The sequence below is a fragment of the Allomuricauda sp. CP2A genome (assembly GCF_001683915.1).
Classification (GTDB): Bacteria; Bacteroidota; Bacteroidia; order Flavobacteriales; family Flavobacteriaceae; genus Flagellimonas.
Genome location: NZ_LXTT01000067.1, coordinates 19,757 through 35,956, shown reverse-complemented (window position 1 = coordinate 35,956; position 16,200 = coordinate 19,757). Strand labels below are relative to the sequence as shown.

Sequence of the window (16,200 nt, the reverse complement as noted above, 5' to 3'; positions counted from 1 at the left end):
TAAGTCTACATGAAATTATCAAACTTCAACTTTGAACTACCCAAGGAATTATTGGCAGAATATCCCGCGGAAAACCGGGACGAGTCAAAACTAATGGTAGTTCATAGGGATACTGGAAAAATTGAACATAAAATGTTCAAAGACCTGATTGATTATTTTGATGAGGGAGATGTAATGGTGCTGAACAACACCAAGGTATTTCCTGCAAGACTATATGGAAACAAAGAAAAGACCGGTGCCCGCATTGAGGTTTTCTTGTTGCGCGAGCTAAACCAAGAACAGCGCCTTTGGGATGTGTTGGTGGATCCGGCCAGAAAGATCAGAATAGGGAACAAGCTCTATTTTGGGGAAGATGAAAGCTTGGTGGCCGAGGTTATCGACAACACCACGTCCAGAGGTAGGACCTTGCGGTTCCTTTATGATGGTTCCTATACCGATTTTAGGAGAAAATTGCGTGAATTGGGGCAGACCCCATTGCCAAAATACATCAAAAGGGATGTTGAACCGGAGGATGAGAGCAGATACCAGACCATTTATGCCAAATATGAAGGGGCGGTTGCAGCGCCAACGGCCGGTTTGCATTTCTCCAAGCATTTGTTGAAGCGTTTGGAAATAAAAGGAATCGACTTTGCAGAGGTTACCTTGCACGTAGGCTTGGGTACTTTCAATCCCGTTGAAGTGGAAGACCTTTCAAAACACAAGATGGACAGTGAGGAATTGGTGATTGATGAAAAAGCTACCGAAATTGTGAACAATGCCAAACTAAAAAAGAAAAGGGTTTGTGCCGTTGGAACAACCGTAATGCGAGGTTTGGAAAGCGCTGTCTCCTCTGAACATACCTTGAACACACATGAAGGGTGGACCAACAAGTTTATTTTTCCTCCTTATGAATTCAGTATTGCCAACTGCATGATTACCAATTTCCATTTGCCCAAATCAACCTTGTTGATGATGGTATCGGCATTTGCGGGTCATGATCTCATCAAAAAAGCATACAAACAGGCCATTCTGGAGGGGTATCGTTTTTACTCCTACGGAGATGCCATGTTGATTCTGTAAATCAGAAAATTTGATATAATCAGAAATCCCGTTTGATTCAGAATCAGCGGGATTTTTTCTTGACTATCTTTATCCTGTGGAAACCAAAAAAAAGGACATACGTGCATTAACCAAGGAACAGCTCCGCGACTTTTTTGTGGCGCAGGGCGATAAGGCCTTCCGCGGCAATCAGGTTTATGAATGGCTGTGGCAGAAATCCACCCACAGCTTTGATGCCATGACCAATATTTCCAAGGAAACCCGACAAATGCTGGAGGATAATTTTGTGATCAACCACATTCGGGTAGACCAAATGCAGCGTAGTTCGGATGGTACCATCAAAAACGCGGTGCGCTTGCACGATGGGCTTATCGTGGAATCCGTGTTGATTCCAACGGATACAAGGACAACGGCCTGTGTCTCCAGTCAGGTGGGGTGTAGTTTGGACTGTCGGTTTTGTGCCACAGCCCGACTAAAACGGATGCGCAACCTCAATCCCGATGAGATTTATGACCAAGTGGTGGCCATTGACAATGAAAGTCGATTGTATTTTGACCGCCCACTGAGCAATATTGTCTTTATGGGCATGGGTGAACCGCTTATGAACTACAACAACGTGTTGCAGGCCATAGATAAGATCACCTCGCCCGAAGGATTGGGCATGTCTCCCAAAAGAATCACCTTATCCACATCGGGGGTGCCCAAAATGATCCGGAAAATGGCCGATGAGGAAGTGAAATTTAAATTGGCTGTCTCTTTGCATTCCGCTATCGATGAGGTACGAACGTCCATTATGCCCTTTAATGCCACTTTTCCCTTAAAAGATCTTCGTGAAGCATTGGAATATTGGTACAGCAAGACCAAAAACCGGATCACGTATGAATATGTGGTCTGGCAAGGCATTAATGATACCCAAGAAGCTGTTGATGCCTTGGTCAGGTTCTGCAAATTTGCTCCATCCAAGGTCAATCTAATCGAATACAACCCTATTGATGATGGGGAGTTCCAGCAAGCTTCTGAGGCTGCCACACAAATGTATCAAGATACGTTGGAAAAAAATGGAATCACGGTTACCGTGCGTAGGTCGAGGGGAAAGGATATTGATGCCGCCTGTGGACAGTTGGCGAATAAGAGTTAGTTTTTAGGAGTTGAGAGTTATGAGTTATGAGTTGGTGATTGGTTTTTCAAAATATATATTTCCATTAACCATTAACCATTAACCATTAACCATTAACCATTAACCATTAACCATTAACCATCAACCATTAACCATTAACCATTAACCATTAACCATTAACCAATAACCCTGCATCTTGCCGATACTTTCGTTCTGCTGACTTAAATCTTAAAGGATACTTCCACCAACTCTATCATTTTCCCTACTTTTAGGCTTTTAAAACCAAATTCGCCAAACCTGTTACGTTGAAGATAGTTTCTCAGATTAGGGAGCCCGTTGAGGATGAAATGGAACTTTTTGAGGAGAAGTTTCTCAAATCCATGTCGTCCAAAGTGGCTTTGTTCAACAGAATTACCTATTACATTGTGAACCGAAAGGGCAAGCAAATGCGGCCCATGTTCGTTTTTTTAACAGCCAAGCTGCTCAATGGGGAAGTGAACGAGCGAACCTATACCGGAGCATCCATCATTGAGTTGATACACACGGCAAGTTTGGTCCATGATGATGTGGTCGACGATAGCAACAAACGGCGGGGCTTTTTTTCCATCAATGCTTTGTGGAAGAACAAGATTGCCGTTTTGGTGGGGGATTTTTTGTTTTCCAAAGGACTTTTGGTCTCGCTGGAGAACAAGGATTATGACCTGCTTCATATTATTTCCAATGCCGTTCGGGACATGAGTGAGGGCGAATTGCTCCAGATTGAAAAAGCCCGACTTTTGGATATTACCGAAGAGGTGTATTATGATATCATCCGACAAAAAACAGCAACACTGATTGCCGCCTGTTGTAGTATGGGGGCCTGTTCCGTAAAACCTGATTCGGATGAGGTGGAAACTTTTCGAAAATTTGGGGAACTCTGCGGTATGGCATTCCAAATCAAAGACGACCTATTTGATTATGGCGCTGAAAAGATTGGAAAACCTACAGGAATTGACATTAAGGAACAGAAAATGACCCTTCCATTGATTTACGCCCTCAACAACAGCGACAAGGAAAAGAAAAAATGGCTTATCAACTCCATCAAAAACCACAACAAAAACAAGAAAAGGGTAAAAGAAGTGATATCCTATGTCAAGGAAAAAGGTGGGTTGGATTACGCCGTGACCAAAATGTTGGAATTTAAGGACGAGGCCTTGGCCATTTTGGATAATTATCCAGATTCTGAATATAAAAGTGCTCTTACCTTAATGGTGAACTACGTGGTTGACCGTAAAAAATAATCCAGTTGTCATGAGGAAAGCGCCTGTTCCATTTCCGGTGTAAATTCTTCCTTGTAATAAACCCGTTTGCAATGGGAACATTCTGCATATCGCACATTGTTGATGGTAAAAATGGGAATCCAGAACAAATGGGCATAATTAGGCTGGCAAGTAACCGTTAAAGTATCCATTTGTTGGCAATGTGGGCAGGTTACATTTCTTAGGGTTTTGGTTTCCTTTTTGCCCGGTCTGCTTCCAAAGAAAAGAATCATGCGTAATGATAAAGTTTAGAAATTGTTGTACTAAGGTATAGGTTTCTTTGTCATGATAAAAGATATACACACATCATTTCGCTTTGAATTATTTTCTACATTCGCGCACATTTTTTAGCACTTGAAGACATATCACAGTTTGGAGCAATGGTTTTCTTGGATGGACGACCTCTCCGGTAAGGATTATGTGGTCATTGACCATTTTTTTCAGGATACATTGTATGCTGAGGTCAAATCTTTTTTTCTTGGAAAGCTCTCAGATTTTACGAAAGCGGGAATTGGAACAAACTCGGATAACCAAATCAATAAAAATATTAGGGGCGATTTTACCTATTGGTTGGATCGAAAAAGGGATGTACGGTTGCAACCTTTTTGGAATTTGTTGGATGAAATTGTTTTTATGTTCAATCGCTATTGTTATTTGAGTCTTTCAGGATATGAATTCCATTTGGCCCATTACCCCTCCGGCGGACATTACGACAAGCATTTAGATCAATTTGAAAATAGGAACAACCGAATGATTTCCGTAATCATCTATTTTAATGATGCATGGCAAAAAGGGGATGGCGGGGAATTGGAAATTTTTGAAAAAGATGGTTCCAGCTTCTTGGTTGAGCCCTTGGCTGCCAGATGTGTGATGTTTAAAAGCGCAGAGGTGCCCCATGCCGTACTCCAAGCACACAAAAGTCGGTTTAGTGTAACAGGATGGTTGTTGTATCAACCTTCTGCTCTTGGGCGATTCTTGGGGTAAATTCAGTCTTTATGACTGGGTATTTGTCGAATGAGCTCCACATTCTGACCATGTTCCGCACTATAGGACATGACCAAGGTGCCTTTGGTGCCATCACCGGCCTCAATCGCAAATACAGTGGATTGATCACCGGGGTTGGTCATACCTTCAAAACGATAAGAACTTAAAATTTTAAGTTCGCTCGGTTGGTACTGCCTTTTGGAATACAGTGCTTTTATGAAGTCGTTCTCGGCCTCAAAATCTTCAGTAAACCCATCTTTGGTGAGGGTGTTAACCGCTTCTGAAAGCGTATCAAAATTATATTTTTTCATGTTACATTATTTTTTCATTCATTTGTGTAGGTTGCCTTTATGTAAGATTCTTTACCTCCAACCACGGGCAATGTAATTGTGGTGGCGTCCAAATCCACGGTCAACTCGGTGCCCGGTTCCGGCCATAGCGTAAATTCCTTGTCGCTGGAGAAAATCATCAATCCAATCTGCTGCCCGGCAGAAATAACTTGGTCATCAGGCATTAAATCGAAAGTGACTTCGTAGAATTTATGGGGAACCAGAGGTTTGCTTTTGGTCAGTGATTGGTGATTTTGGGGGTCGGCCCATCCACGGGTAATGATATTGTCAGTGATTTTTGTCCTCCTACCGTCGTTCCAAGGAAGAGATACCAACCAAACCGAAAGATTGGCCGCCGGTTTGCTGCTGGATAACTTCACCGTAATTTTTGGGATACCGGAAATGTGGATATCCTGTTGCAATGGAGGAGAAACATAAATCAGGCGGTGATCGGTAATTTCGGCTTGAGCGAGTGCAGACCCCGAAAAGGAATAGTTGTCCACCAAGGTTTCCTTACCTTGTTTTGCGGGTTTGTTGCTTGTTAACCCTCCGCGCCCAGGAGCCCCCTTGGTTAGAAACAAAGTCACATCCGAAGCATTTGGGTTTGGATAATCCTTGTAGGATGTGGGATGGTCCCTTTCGTCATCCTCACGGACAATCCAAGCTTTTGGGTCGTTTTCCACCCCATTTTCCACCCCAAACAGATAACGGGTGAACCAACGGTTCATCATTTCCAAGGGTGGCGGACCGCCATGCCCGTTTTGGTGATAATAAATTTGGACAGGAAGTCCCATTTCCCTGGCCTTGTCATAAATTCTATAACTATGCTCGGGCATAACGTTCCAGTCGTTGAATCCGTGCGACATCAACAATGCGGCCTTCATCGGAGCCATATCGTTCAAATAATCGCGTTGGGCCCAAAAATTATTATAATCTCCTGTAACACGGTCCTGCCCGTTTTTCATTTCAGTATCACGAACAACTTTATTGTTTCGGGCTCTTTTGGCCTCATCACCACTATGGATAAAATCATAGAGCACATCAATGTCCTCTCCGAGATACCCACCTGGGGAGCGAACCAACCCGTTGGAACGATAGTAATGATAGTAAGAAGTATTGGGAGCGATTGGAATTATGGCTTCCAAACCCTCAACCCCGGTTGTTGCGGCAGCTAGGGGCAACGTTCCGTTATACGAGGTGCCGGTCATCCCCACTTTTCCTGTGGACCAATAGGCTTTTACTTCTTCGTTTCCATCTCGCTCCGTGTATCCCTTGGCCCGTCCGCATAGCCAATCGATGACGGCTTTGGGAGCAAGTGACTCGTTATCGCCACCCACCGTTGGGGCACCATCTGAAAGACCCGTTCCCGGAGAAGAGGAGTGTACCACAATATAGCCCCTTGGGACCCATGTCCGGGTTTGGGAATTGGAAATGACAGGGCGTTCCCCGATGCGTTGCACTTCTGGGTGCTGTCTAGGTTTTCCAGCTTCGCCCAGTTCGTGTTTTACATCCCAAAAGATACCATCACCCAAACCTGCAGTACCTGCATAGTAAGGGCTGGATTCATAAATGACAGGAAGTTTTAAACCTTCGGTCTCGGTTTGCTCGGGACGCGTGACATCCACATGCATTCTATCCAATTTTCCATCCCCATCCGAATCAAATGTGGTCTCTACCCATAAGTCGTGCCGAATCCATTTTACCGGATCGGAAAAAGCTTCCACCACTTGGGCTTCCCCGTTGTCAAAAATAGGGCTGGCCTTTTCAGCCAACTGGGCCTGAATGCCAAAGCTGCCCATCAAGAAAAAGGAAATAAATAGGAGTAAATGGAGTTGTTTTTTCTGCATCATCTATTCTTTGCGTATTTCAATTCAGTGTTGATACCCAAATCGTAGAAAACGGGCATCATACAATATGCTTCTAAGATAATAAATATTGAAGGGCTATCTTGGTATTGGATTCCCCAAAATTTTGTTTTTATTTACCTTTAGAAGCTGCTAAAAACCATTTTCCCATTGATTAACAAAACCACCATTGATCAAGTGTACGAGACCGCCCGGGTTGAGGAGGTGATCGGCGATTTTGTACAGTTGAAGAAGTCAGGGTCTAATTTTAAAGGATTGAGCCCTTTTACTGATGAACGTACCCCAAGTTTTATGGTATCACCCGTAAAACAGATTTGGAAGGATTTTAGTAGTGGAAAAGGTGGCAACGTCGTGGCTTTTTTGATGGAGCACGAGCATTTTACCTACCCGGAAGCCATTAAATACCTCGCCAAAAAATACAATATTGAAGTAGAGGAGACCGAGCAAAGCGATGAGCAAAAAGAGCAGGCCAATGAGCGGGAGAGCATGTATCTGGTCTCGGAATATGCCCAAAACTATTTTGCACAGACCCTTTGGGAAACCGAACCCGGGAAGGCCATCGGTCTCAGCTATTTTAAAGAGCGCGGTTTTACCGATGAGACCATAAAAAAGTTTGGATTGGGTTATAGCTTAGATCAATGGGAAGCTTTTACCAAAATGGCTTTGGATGAAGGGTATCAATTGGAATTTTTGGAAAAAACTGGTTTGACCATTGTAAAAGAGCAAACCGAAGGTAATGCCAAAACCTTTGATCGTTTTAAGGGACGGGTCATGTTTCCCATTCATTCCATGAGTGGGAGGGTCTTGGGTTTTGGAGGTCGAATTTTGGGCAATGATAAAAAAGCGGCCAAATATCTCAACTCCCCTGAAAGTGAGATTTACCATAAAAGCAAGGTGCTTTACGGCATCTACTATGCAAAACAGGCCATTGCCAAAGAAGATAACTGCTATTTGGTGGAAGGGTATACCGATGTTATCCAAATGTACCAACGTGGGGTAGAGAATGTGGTTTCTTCCAGTGGTACGGCTTTGACCCCGGAACAAATCAGATTGATCAACCGGCTTACTAAGAACATCACTGTGCTTTTTGATGGGGATGCGGCGGGATTGCGGGCTTCCCTTCGCGGTATTGATTTGATCTTGGAACAAGGCATGAACGTAAAGGTCTGCACTTTTCCAGAGGGGGAAGACCCTGATAGTTTTGCCAAGAACAACACATATGAGGACTTGGTGCTTTATCTGGAAGAAAATGCCAAGGATTTTATCCAGTTCAAGACCTCCCTCTTGGCCAAAGAAGCGGCCAATGATCCTATAAAACGGGCCGATACGGTCCGGGATATCGTGAACAGCATCAGTAAGATTCCAGATCGTATCCAAAAGGAAATCTACATTCAGGAATGTGCCAAGATCATGCAGATTTCTGAGGAAGTCCTTTATAATACCTTGGCCCAGATAGACAAGAAACAGCTAACAGACGCCAACAAAAAGCAGAAACAGGAGCAGAGAACCTTTGAAGTGGTCAAAAACGACCCTGTGGTTGAAAAGGTGGATGTGCTTTATGAGCTGGAACGAAAAATTATTGAAGTACTCTTGTTATATGGAAATCAGCAGCAAGAGTTTGAGGATCTGGTTTTGAAGGAAAATGAAGAAGGGGAATTGGTTTTGGAGCCTGAGGTGGTGGAAGCCAAAGTATATGAGAAGGTGTTTTTGGACCTTCAGGAAGATGAAATTGAGTTGACCAATGAGCAATTCAGAATTATTTATTACAAGCTCATTGAAAACTTGAACGAAAATGAAGCCTTTACTGTGAATACCTTCATGATGGAGTTGGACCAAGAAATGGTTCCGGAAATATCATCAATCCTTATGGAAGAGGAACAGTACGTGCTTCATGATTGGGAACGAAAAGATATTTACCCAAAGGAAAAGAAACTCGGAGTGGCACAGTTGGTGGGGGAGACCATTCTTACCTTGCGATGTAATTTGATCAAAAGTCGCATTCAAAAATTGCAGGAACAAACCCAGGATCAGAATGGGGACAATACTGAGGTTTTGGAAGAAATTGTCAACTACCTTCAATTGAACAAATTGTTGAACGCCAAGCTGAACAGGGTACTTTCCTAAGACAAAAAATCCCGGACTAATTGCCCGGGATCTACTTTAGTTAGTTTGGATTGGTTATTTAATAAAGTTCCAAAGCTTTGGCTTGCTGTAACAGGTCCACCAAATTATCCACGTTCAATTTTTTCATTAAACGGGCTTTATAGGTACTTACGGTTTTTTCATTGAGGTTGAGTCCTTCGGCCACTTCCTTGTTTCGCTTTCCGCTGGCCAATAATTTTAATACCTCTACCTCTCTAGAAGACAATTTTCTAAAGAACCTTCTGGGTTTTTGTGTGCCTTCATCAAAGGCAAGGCGCTGTGCCAGTTCATTGGTGATGAACATATTGCCTTCATTCACCTTTTTCACGGCAGATATGATATAATCCAGATCTGCTGTTTTTGAAAGGTAGCCAAATGCACCTGCTCTAATGGTGCTCAAGGCATAAACGTCCTCCGATTGGCCGCTGTACATTAAGGTTTTTACATTCGGAAATTCCAGTTTCATCTTTCGTAAAGTAGCAATTCCGTTTATCTCTGGAATATCCATTTCCAAGATGACAACATCTGGAGCTACTTTATTTAATGTTTCGAATAATTCTGAGGTGGTGGAAACATCTGCAATGACTTCAATATCTGGGCTGGACTCGAGCACTTGTTTTATACCAAGCCTGACAATGGGATGATTGTCAGCAATCAATACTTTTATCATTCGGTTTGAGTTTACTTAAAATTGTTGATTAGCTAATTACTTACGTAACATAGCAGGCAAGATAACAATTTGATGACGTAAAACTGAAATTTTTTTCTTAAAACCCTAGAATTTCTATGGTTTTTTTCGTTTTAAACTGGGTTTTTTGGGTCAAAAGGTCATTTTAGGGCACTTGGAATCTCACAAATGGGTATGGGAATCATCTTGTGTTTGTTGGCAGTATTGTATCGTTTATAGATAGCGAAAACTTCTTTTTCCCTATCGGAAAAATCCTCAATGGTCTTTCCTTTCCCATCCATTTTCATGGCCCATTCCAATTCTGGGTAGGTTGCCCCAATTTGGTCCTCGTCCGTTCTGCTGTCGCCCCAAAGCCCATCCGTGGGCGGGGCTTCCATAATATCTTGGTTCACACCCAATACCCTTCCAACTTCGTATACCTCAGTTTTTACCAAATCAGCAATTGGGCTCAGGTCAACGCCACCATCACCATATTTGGTATAGAAGCCAATCCCAAAATCCTCAACCTTGTTTCCTGTTCCGGCAACCAGATACCCTTTTAAGGCCGCAAAGTAATAAAGCGTGGTCATTCGCAGTCTTGCCCGGGTATTGGCCAGTGACATAAAACGTTCTTCTTCCGTGTCAACCTTGGGAAATGCGGCCACCAAACTATCAAATACCGGAGTAAGGTTTACGTCTTGACGGGAAACATTGGGAAAATTTTCCATAAGCCAGTCGATATGCCGATCAGCACGGGTCACTTGGTCCTTGCCTTGGTGAATGGGCATTTCTACGCATAAAAGGTCCAACCCCGTTTTGGCACAAAGGGTTGAGGTCACCGCAGAATCTATTCCTCCGGACACCCCTATCACAAAACCCTTGCATTTGGCATTTGTGGCATAATTTTTTAGCCAGTCCACTATATGGGCAATTACCTTTTCTGTTTGCATATCGTACTATTTAGATTCATTAAATTACCTTTGTGCCCTGTAAATTTAAACCCTGTCACCTAAAAAATGAAGAGGTCGTTGAAATACTTTATCCAATTTGGGATTTTCGGGTTGATTTTTCTGATGGTTCTCGTGTTCGGTGGATGCAAGGAAACCGATAAAACGGCAGAGGAAATTTCCAAAGTCCCCATGGATCTACAAATTTTACGGTTTGATCGCGAGTTTGCCAACGCCACTCCTGAAGATATTCCCCAGCTGAAGAAAAAATACCCTTACCTTTTTCCAGAACAGTTCGCGGACAGTATTTGGATCAATAAATTATCGGATACCCTACAAATTGAGTTATCTGAGGAAGTGGACAAGGCCTTCGGTGATTTTGCTGAAGAATCTGAGGGGCTGGAGACTCTTTTTAAACATATTAAATACTATTTTCCGGATTTTACGGCTCCTAAGATCGTGACCCTAACCTCCGATGTGCGGCACAATGACCGTATTATCCTCACAGATACACTTTTATTGATTGGTTTGGATAATTATTTGGGGGAGCACCATCACTTTTATGAGGGAATCCAACGCTATATCGCGGCAGGTCTCGATAAAAAATTCCTGACTTCGGATGTGGCCAGTGCCTTTGCCAAAAAAGTACTCCTATATCCCAGAAACCGTACTTTTTTATCCAGAATGGTGTATTACGGTAAGGAGCTTTACTTGAAGGACAAGTTGCTTCCCTCCATTTCTGACGCCCAAAAAATTGGCTATTCCGAAGAGGAAATGGAATGGGCCATGACCAATGAAGAGCAAATGTGGCGGTATTTTGTTGAAGGGGAACTGCTCTACAACACAGATTCCCAATTGGATCGGAAATTTTTGGATCCCGCTCCCTTTTCCAAATTTGGTTTGGAACTGGACAATGAGTCCCCCGGAAGATTGGGCAGGTATATGGGCTGGCAGATTGTAAGGGCCTTCATGGAAAACAATACCATCAGTTTGCAACAACTTTTGGACATGCCTGCGGATGAAATTTTAAAAGAATCAAATTACAAACCCAGAAAATAATGGCGGTAACACATACTTCGGAAATTAAATTAACGGTAGGATTGGATGAAAATAGGGTTCCTGAGGAGTTGACCTGGTCCGCCCAAGACGGTGGCGTGGAAAATGAAGAGGCCAAGGCCATGATGCTTTCGGTCTGGGACAGTAAGAACAGGGAATCCTTGAAAATCGATTTATGGACCAAGGATATGCCCGTGGATGAAATGAAGATATTTTTTCACCAAACCCTCACCACAATGGCCGATACGTTCATGAAGGCCACCCAAGACGAAAAGATGACGGCCACCATGAAGGATTTTTGCGACTACTTTGCCGAAAAATTGGAGTTGAACAAACTTTAAGCCAATCAACGGGCTGATCCAACTCATTGAACGGTAGGTTTTTTCCTCATCGTACAGGTACAAACCTCAAGCTAGGAAAATGAAATCAGAGACCAACCAAAAGCTGCTATTTGTGTACAACGCCAATTCGGGTGCCCGCAACGCCATTTTGGATAGTATGCACAAAGTGTTCAGTCCATCCACCTATGATTGCAATTTGTGCGACATCACCTTTGGTGTGATGGCCGAAAATCGTGCTTGGAAGAAATTTCGAGAGCAAAGCAACATCTCCATGTCCTTTTTACACAAAGATGAATTTGCCAAAACCTATGCCAGCAAGTTTGGCCACCGATATACATTTCCCATTGTTTTGTTGGAAAACGAGCATGAATTGGAGCTTTTTATTTCCACCGAAGAGCTGAATGCACTGCAATCTGCACAGGAATTGATTGATACAATACAGAAACGCATAAAAAAAATGTCCCAATAAAGGGACATTTCTATATTTCAGGAGTTTTATCGTCCTATTTTTCCAAGGCTCATGGGGACTTCCATCAGTAAGACCCTGCTGTTGCTAAGGGATTTAAAATCAAGGGAATCTGTCTCCCAAAGTCCAAAACCATCCCTTTTTTCCAATTTTTGCCCGTTGATTTCCACTTCACCTTCCAAAATAAAGGCATAGACACCGTTTCCTTCTTTTTTAAAAGTGTAGGTGTCAGTAGAACCGGTATCAAATTTTCCCAAATGAAACCATGCATCTTGGTGAACCCACACCCCTTCATCCTCAGGGTTTGGTGACAGCACTTGGTAAAAGGCATTTTCTTTTGCAATATCCCGTATGGAGATTTGGTCGTAACGGGGTTCTACATTCCGTTTGTTCGGGAATACCCATATTTGAAGGAATTTCACCTCTTTATCGGTATTTTTATTGCGTTCGCTATGGGAAATACCCTTGCCGGCGCTCATTACCTGTACATCACCTTCCTTTATGGTCGCCACATTGCCCATGCTGTCCTTATGTTCCAAATCACCTTCCAGCGGAATGGAGATGATTTCCATATTATCGTGAGGATGTGTCCCAAATCCATTTCCGGGAGCTACTTGGTCATCGTTCAATACACGCAAGACCCCAAAATGCATCCGTTCCGGGTTTTGGTAGGCTGCAAAACTAAAGGTATGGTGACTGTTCAGCCATCCATGGTTGGCATGGCCCCTGGTGTCGGCTTTGTGCAAAACTGTTTTCATGTAATTCGCTGTTATAAGTTGAAAAAAAGACAACGGAAGGCTGAATCCTTCTAATTGGAATCTAAGTCGTAAACTCTACTGATTCCTTACCTTTTTTTGGCCGTGCCGACAGTGCTATTGATTCTTGAAAAAATCCTGATTGATGGCATCAATATAGTCCAATAGTTCTTCACGTCCCATTCGGTTGGAAGATGAGGTGGTAAAATGTGGAGGAGCTTCCTCCCAAACGCTGTCCGTCAATTTTTTCAAATAGGCACTGACCTGAGTTTCAATGACCGCGGGTTTTAATTTATCGGCTTTGGTAAAAATGACGGCAAAAGGAATTTGGTTCATGCCCAACCATTCCATGAATTCGAGGTCCACAGGTTGGGGGTCGTGGCGTATATCCACCAAAACAAAACCACAGACCAATTGTTTTCGCTTTTGAAAATACTCCGTGATATACTTTTGAAAGGTCTTTTTATCCTTTTTGGAAACCCGTGCATAGCCATAACCGGGCAAATCCACCAAAAACCAGTTATTGTTGATCTTAAAATGGTTGATGAGTTGGGTCTTTCCAGGCCGACCAGAGGTTTTGGCCAGACCCTTGCGTTCCATCAACATATTGATGAGCGAAGATTTCCCTACGTTGGACCTGCCGATAAAGGCATATTCGGGCAAGGGCTCATTGGGGCATTTGGCCACGTTGGAGTTGCTCATTACAAATTCTGCCGAGGTAATTTTCATTTTAAATAGATGTTAGACTCAGGATTTGAGACGATAGATTTAAAACTAAGACTAAAATCCCCTTTTTTCAAGCCAAGCTTCAAGAATGCGGTTAAAATCATTTGGGTGTTCCATCATGGGGGCATGGCCGCATTTTTCTATCCAAAATAAATCGGAATCTGGTAAAAGTTCGTGGAATTCCTTGGCTACATTGGGTGGCGTTACCGTATCATTTTCGCCCCAAATAATACAAGTGGGAGTTTTCATGTGCGGTAAATCTTTGGACATATTATGCCGGATGGCACTTTTGGCAATGGCCAGTGTCTTTACCAACTTCATGCGGTCATTTACAGTGGCAAAAACCTCGTCCACAATTTCCTTGGTGGCCACTTCGGGGTCGTAGAAAACGTCCTGGGCCTTCTTTTTGATGAACTCATAATCGCCACGCTTGGGATATCCGTCGCCCATGGCACTTTCATAAAGGCCGGAGCTTCCGGTAATGACCAAGGCCTTCACCATGTTAGGGAACATTTTGGTGTGGAGCAGGCCAATGTGCCCTCCCAGGGAATTTCCCAAAAGTATGACATCCTTTAATCCCTTGAACTCAATAAACTCTTCCAAAAACTTGGCAAAATTCTTCACCGTGGTCTTGAGAAGGGGCATATCGTAAATGGGCAGTTCTGGAATCAATACCTGATAGCCTTTGGAAGGAAAGTATTCCGAGACCCCTTGAAAGTTGCTCAGTCCACCCATGAGACCATGCAAGATAATCATGGGGGTTCCCTCGCCCATTTCTATATATCGGTATTTGCCTTCCTCAATGATATGCTCTTCCATCAATAGTTAGTTGGTGCTAAGAGGGGCAAATATAGGAATTTCATATCACACGGATTTCAGGTTTTTTCTATCCATAGAGCAACTTTTTTAAGTATCCCGGAACAGGGGTATCCCACATGTTAAAATCTGAAAGCCTGTTCTTGGGGTCAAAATCCCATTTTTTTACCGAAAAGTGGGGAATTTATTAACAAAAGTGTCATTAAGTGGAGAAATGTGGAAATAAAATCTATATATTTGAGTTGTAATAAGTAACCAATTGATTTCTAGTGACCCATATCATAGGACAACATGATTGCAAAGCAGATTCCAAAGGGAGGGTTTTATTGCCCATTTCTTTGAAGAATCAGTTGTTGCCCGTGCTGAAGGAAGGGTTTGTGATCAAGAGGTCTGTTTTCCAACAGTGTTTGGAGCTGTATCCCAAGCAGGAGTTTGATGTTCTGATGCAGAAGGTAATGAAGAAAAGCAAGATCAACCGAAAGTACGATGCCTTTGTTCGAAACTTTGTGGCTGGGATGAAAGAAGTCGCTATTGATGGGGATTCCGGAAGATTGCAGATACCCAAAAACCTTGTGGATTTTGCTGGGATTGAAAAGGAAGTGGTGCTCAACGCTGTTTTTGACAAGATAGAGATTTGGGACAAGGACAAATATGAAAAAGTCTTGGCCGAAGGAGAGAAGGACTATGCCGATCTAGCGGAAGAGATTTTTGATGACGATGAATAGTTCATACCACAATCCGGTGCTGTTACAAGAATCGGTAGACGGATTGAACATAAAACCAAATGGAGTGTATGTGGATGTCACCTTTGGTGGCGGAGGGCACTCCACTGAAATATTGAAACGATTGGGCGATGAAGGAAAGTTGTTCGCATTTGACCAAGACGAGGACGCGTTGCAAAATGCCATTGATGACGAACGATTTCAACTGATCAACCAAAACTTTCGGTATCTCAAGCAATATTTAAAGTTCTATGGCATTCGGAAAGTTGATGGAATCCTGGCAGATTTTGGGGTTTCTTCCCATCAGTTTGATGAGGCAAGCCGCGGTTTTTCCACACGCTTCAATGCGGATTTGGACATGCGGATGAACAGAAACGATGAATTGTCCGCCTTCGAAGTGGTCAATTCATATTCCCAAGAAGATTTAGCGTCGGTCTTGTTCCAATATGGTGAGTTGCGTAACGCAAAAGCCATGGCCAAGGTCATTGTGGAGGCAAGGTCGCAGGTAACAATCAAAACCACGGACCAGCTCAAAACGGTGTTGGCACGATTTCTTCCCAAAATGAAGGAGAACAAGATTTTGGCGCAGATCTATCAGGCCATCCGTATTGAGGTGAACCAAGAAATTGAGGTGCTGAAGGAGTTTTTGCTCCAAGTGCCAGAGGTTTTGGAGCAAGGTGGCCGATTGAGCCTGATCAGTTACCACTCCTTGGAAGATAGATTGGTGAAACGCTTCATACGAGCCGGGAAGTTTGAAGGAGAGCCGGAAAAGGATTTTTATGGGAATATAAATGTTCCCTTGAAAAAAGTAGGAGGGTTGATTGTGCCATCAGCAGAAGAAATAGCCCGGAACAACAGGGCGAGAAGTGCAAAGCTCCGCATTGCGGAAAAAGTTTAATAGTTCTGGGACGCTGAGCGCCCGCCTGCCGGA

Annotated in this window: 18 protein-coding genes; 10 read left to right on the top strand and 8 right to left on the bottom strand. The window is 43.2% G+C overall.

Features of this window, described 5'->3' with window-relative positions; all coding sequences use genetic code 11:
• The first annotated feature begins 9 nt into the window (after positions 1-9).
• The 3 genes from queA to A7D14_RS07925 all read left to right on the top strand — a co-directional run bounded on the left by queA (position 10) and on the right by A7D14_RS07925 (position 3,435).
• Positions 10-1,059 carry a tRNA preQ1(34) S-adenosylmethionine ribosyltransferase-isomerase QueA gene (queA, locus tag A7D14_RS07935; RefSeq protein WP_067032480.1) on the top strand — a complete coding sequence of 350 codons (1,050 nt, stop codon included), beginning with the start codon at positions 10-12 and terminating at the stop codon, positions 1,057-1,059.
• Between the two features lie 76 nt (positions 1,060-1,135).
• Positions 1,136-2,176 (top strand): 23S rRNA (adenine(2503)-C(2))-methyltransferase RlmN, encoded by a 1,041-nt coding sequence (gene rlmN / locus A7D14_RS07930; protein WP_067032477.1) that lies wholly within the window; start codon positions 1,136-1,138, stop codon positions 2,174-2,176.
• A 284-nt stretch (positions 2,177-2,460) separates the two neighbouring features.
• The gene (locus A7D14_RS07925) at positions 2,461-3,435 is read left to right on the top strand and encodes a polyprenyl synthetase family protein (RefSeq protein WP_067032474.1); all 975 of its coding nucleotides are present in this window, start codon (positions 2,461-2,463) and stop codon (positions 3,433-3,435) included.
• Positions 3,436-3,443: 8 nt separating this feature from the next.
• Here A7D14_RS07925 and A7D14_RS07920 read toward each other — a convergent pair whose 3' ends face one another.
• Complete coding sequence (locus tag A7D14_RS07920) at positions 3,444-3,686, bottom strand: zinc-ribbon domain-containing protein (RefSeq protein ID WP_067032471.1); 243 nt, start codon at positions 3,684-3,686, stop codon at positions 3,444-3,446.
• Positions 3,687-3,807: 121 nt separating this feature from the next.
• On the opposite strand from A7D14_RS07920, the gene A7D14_RS07915 reads away from it, so the two are divergent.
• Positions 3,808-4,437 carry a 2OG-Fe(II) oxygenase gene (locus tag A7D14_RS07915; RefSeq protein WP_255307415.1) on the top strand — a complete coding sequence of 210 codons (630 nt, stop codon included), beginning with the start codon at positions 3,808-3,810 and terminating at the stop codon, positions 4,435-4,437.
• Between the two features lie 2 nt (positions 4,438-4,439).
• On the opposite strand, the gene A7D14_RS07910 is transcribed toward A7D14_RS07915, so the two are convergent.
• Positions 4,440-4,748: a phosphoribosylpyrophosphate synthetase gene (locus tag A7D14_RS07910; protein WP_067032468.1), complete on the bottom strand. Its 309-nt coding sequence runs from the start codon at positions 4,746-4,748 to the stop codon at positions 4,440-4,442.
• 14 nt (positions 4,749-4,762) lie between these two features.
• Complete coding sequence (locus A7D14_RS07905) at positions 4,763-6,613, bottom strand: Xaa-Pro dipeptidyl-peptidase (protein WP_067032554.1); 1,851 nt, start codon at positions 6,611-6,613, stop codon at positions 4,763-4,765.
• Positions 6,614-6,781: 168 nt separating this feature from the next.
• On the opposite strand from A7D14_RS07905, the gene dnaG reads away from it, so the two are divergent.
• Positions 6,782-8,755, top strand: coding sequence for a DNA primase (gene dnaG / locus A7D14_RS07900; RefSeq protein ID WP_067032465.1), 1,974 nt, complete (start codon positions 6,782-6,784; stop codon positions 8,753-8,755).
• 58 nt (positions 8,756-8,813) lie between these two features.
• Here the strand turns inward: dnaG and A7D14_RS07895 are convergent, their stop codons facing one another.
• Positions 8,814-9,443, bottom strand: a complete 630-nt coding sequence (locus tag A7D14_RS07895; protein ID WP_067032463.1) for a response regulator transcription factor — start codon at positions 9,441-9,443, stop codon at positions 8,814-8,816.
• A gap of 158 nt (positions 9,444-9,601) precedes the next feature.
• Entirely contained in the window at positions 9,602-10,390 is a 789-nt protein-coding gene (gene nadE / locus A7D14_RS07890; RefSeq protein ID WP_067032461.1) for an NAD(+) synthase, read from the bottom strand.
• A 66-nt stretch (positions 10,391-10,456) separates the two neighbouring features.
• Between nadE and gldB the strand changes: the two genes are divergently transcribed.
• The 3 genes from gldB to A7D14_RS07875 all read left to right on the top strand — a co-directional run bounded on the left by gldB (position 10,457) and on the right by A7D14_RS07875 (position 12,253).
• Entirely contained in the window at positions 10,457-11,446 is a 990-nt protein-coding gene (gldB, locus tag A7D14_RS07885) for a gliding motility lipoprotein GldB (RefSeq protein WP_067032458.1), read from the top strand.
• A complete protein-coding gene (gene gldC, locus A7D14_RS07880; protein ID WP_067032455.1) occupies positions 11,446-11,784 on the top strand; it encodes a gliding motility protein GldC in 339 nt (112 codons plus the stop codon). Before gldB ends, gldC begins: the two co-directional genes overlap by 1 nt.
• A gap of 79 nt (positions 11,785-11,863) precedes the next feature.
• Positions 11,864-12,253: a GTPase gene (locus tag A7D14_RS07875; RefSeq protein WP_067032452.1), complete on the top strand. Its 390-nt coding sequence runs from the start codon at positions 11,864-11,866 to the stop codon at positions 12,251-12,253.
• 26 nt (positions 12,254-12,279) lie between these two features.
• Here A7D14_RS07875 and A7D14_RS07870 read toward each other — a convergent pair whose 3' ends face one another.
• The 3 genes from A7D14_RS07870 to A7D14_RS07860 all read right to left on the bottom strand — a co-directional run bounded on the left by A7D14_RS07870 (position 12,280) and on the right by A7D14_RS07860 (position 14,550).
• Complete coding sequence (locus A7D14_RS07870) at positions 12,280-13,008, bottom strand: pirin family protein (RefSeq protein ID WP_067032449.1); 729 nt, start codon at positions 13,006-13,008, stop codon at positions 12,280-12,282.
• Positions 13,009-13,122: 114 nt separating this feature from the next.
• Complete coding sequence (gene yihA, locus A7D14_RS07865) at positions 13,123-13,734, bottom strand: ribosome biogenesis GTP-binding protein YihA/YsxC (RefSeq protein ID WP_067032447.1); 612 nt, start codon at positions 13,732-13,734, stop codon at positions 13,123-13,125.
• 51 nt (positions 13,735-13,785) lie between these two features.
• Positions 13,786-14,550, bottom strand: a complete 765-nt coding sequence (locus A7D14_RS07860; protein ID WP_067032445.1) for an alpha/beta fold hydrolase — start codon at positions 14,548-14,550, stop codon at positions 13,786-13,788.
• 266 nt (positions 14,551-14,816) lie between these two features.
• On the opposite strand from A7D14_RS07860, the gene mraZ reads away from it, so the two are divergent.
• Together mraZ and rsmH are read left to right on the top strand one after the other, a co-directional pair.
• Positions 14,817-15,272, top strand: coding sequence for a division/cell wall cluster transcriptional repressor MraZ (gene mraZ, locus A7D14_RS07855; protein ID WP_067032442.1), 456 nt, complete (start codon positions 14,817-14,819; stop codon positions 15,270-15,272).
• Positions 15,265-16,167: a 16S rRNA (cytosine(1402)-N(4))-methyltransferase RsmH gene (gene rsmH, locus A7D14_RS07850; protein ID WP_067032439.1), complete on the top strand. Its 903-nt coding sequence runs from the start codon at positions 15,265-15,267 to the stop codon at positions 16,165-16,167. Before mraZ ends, rsmH begins: the two co-directional genes overlap by 8 nt.
• Positions 16,168-16,200 lie beyond the last annotated feature (33 nt).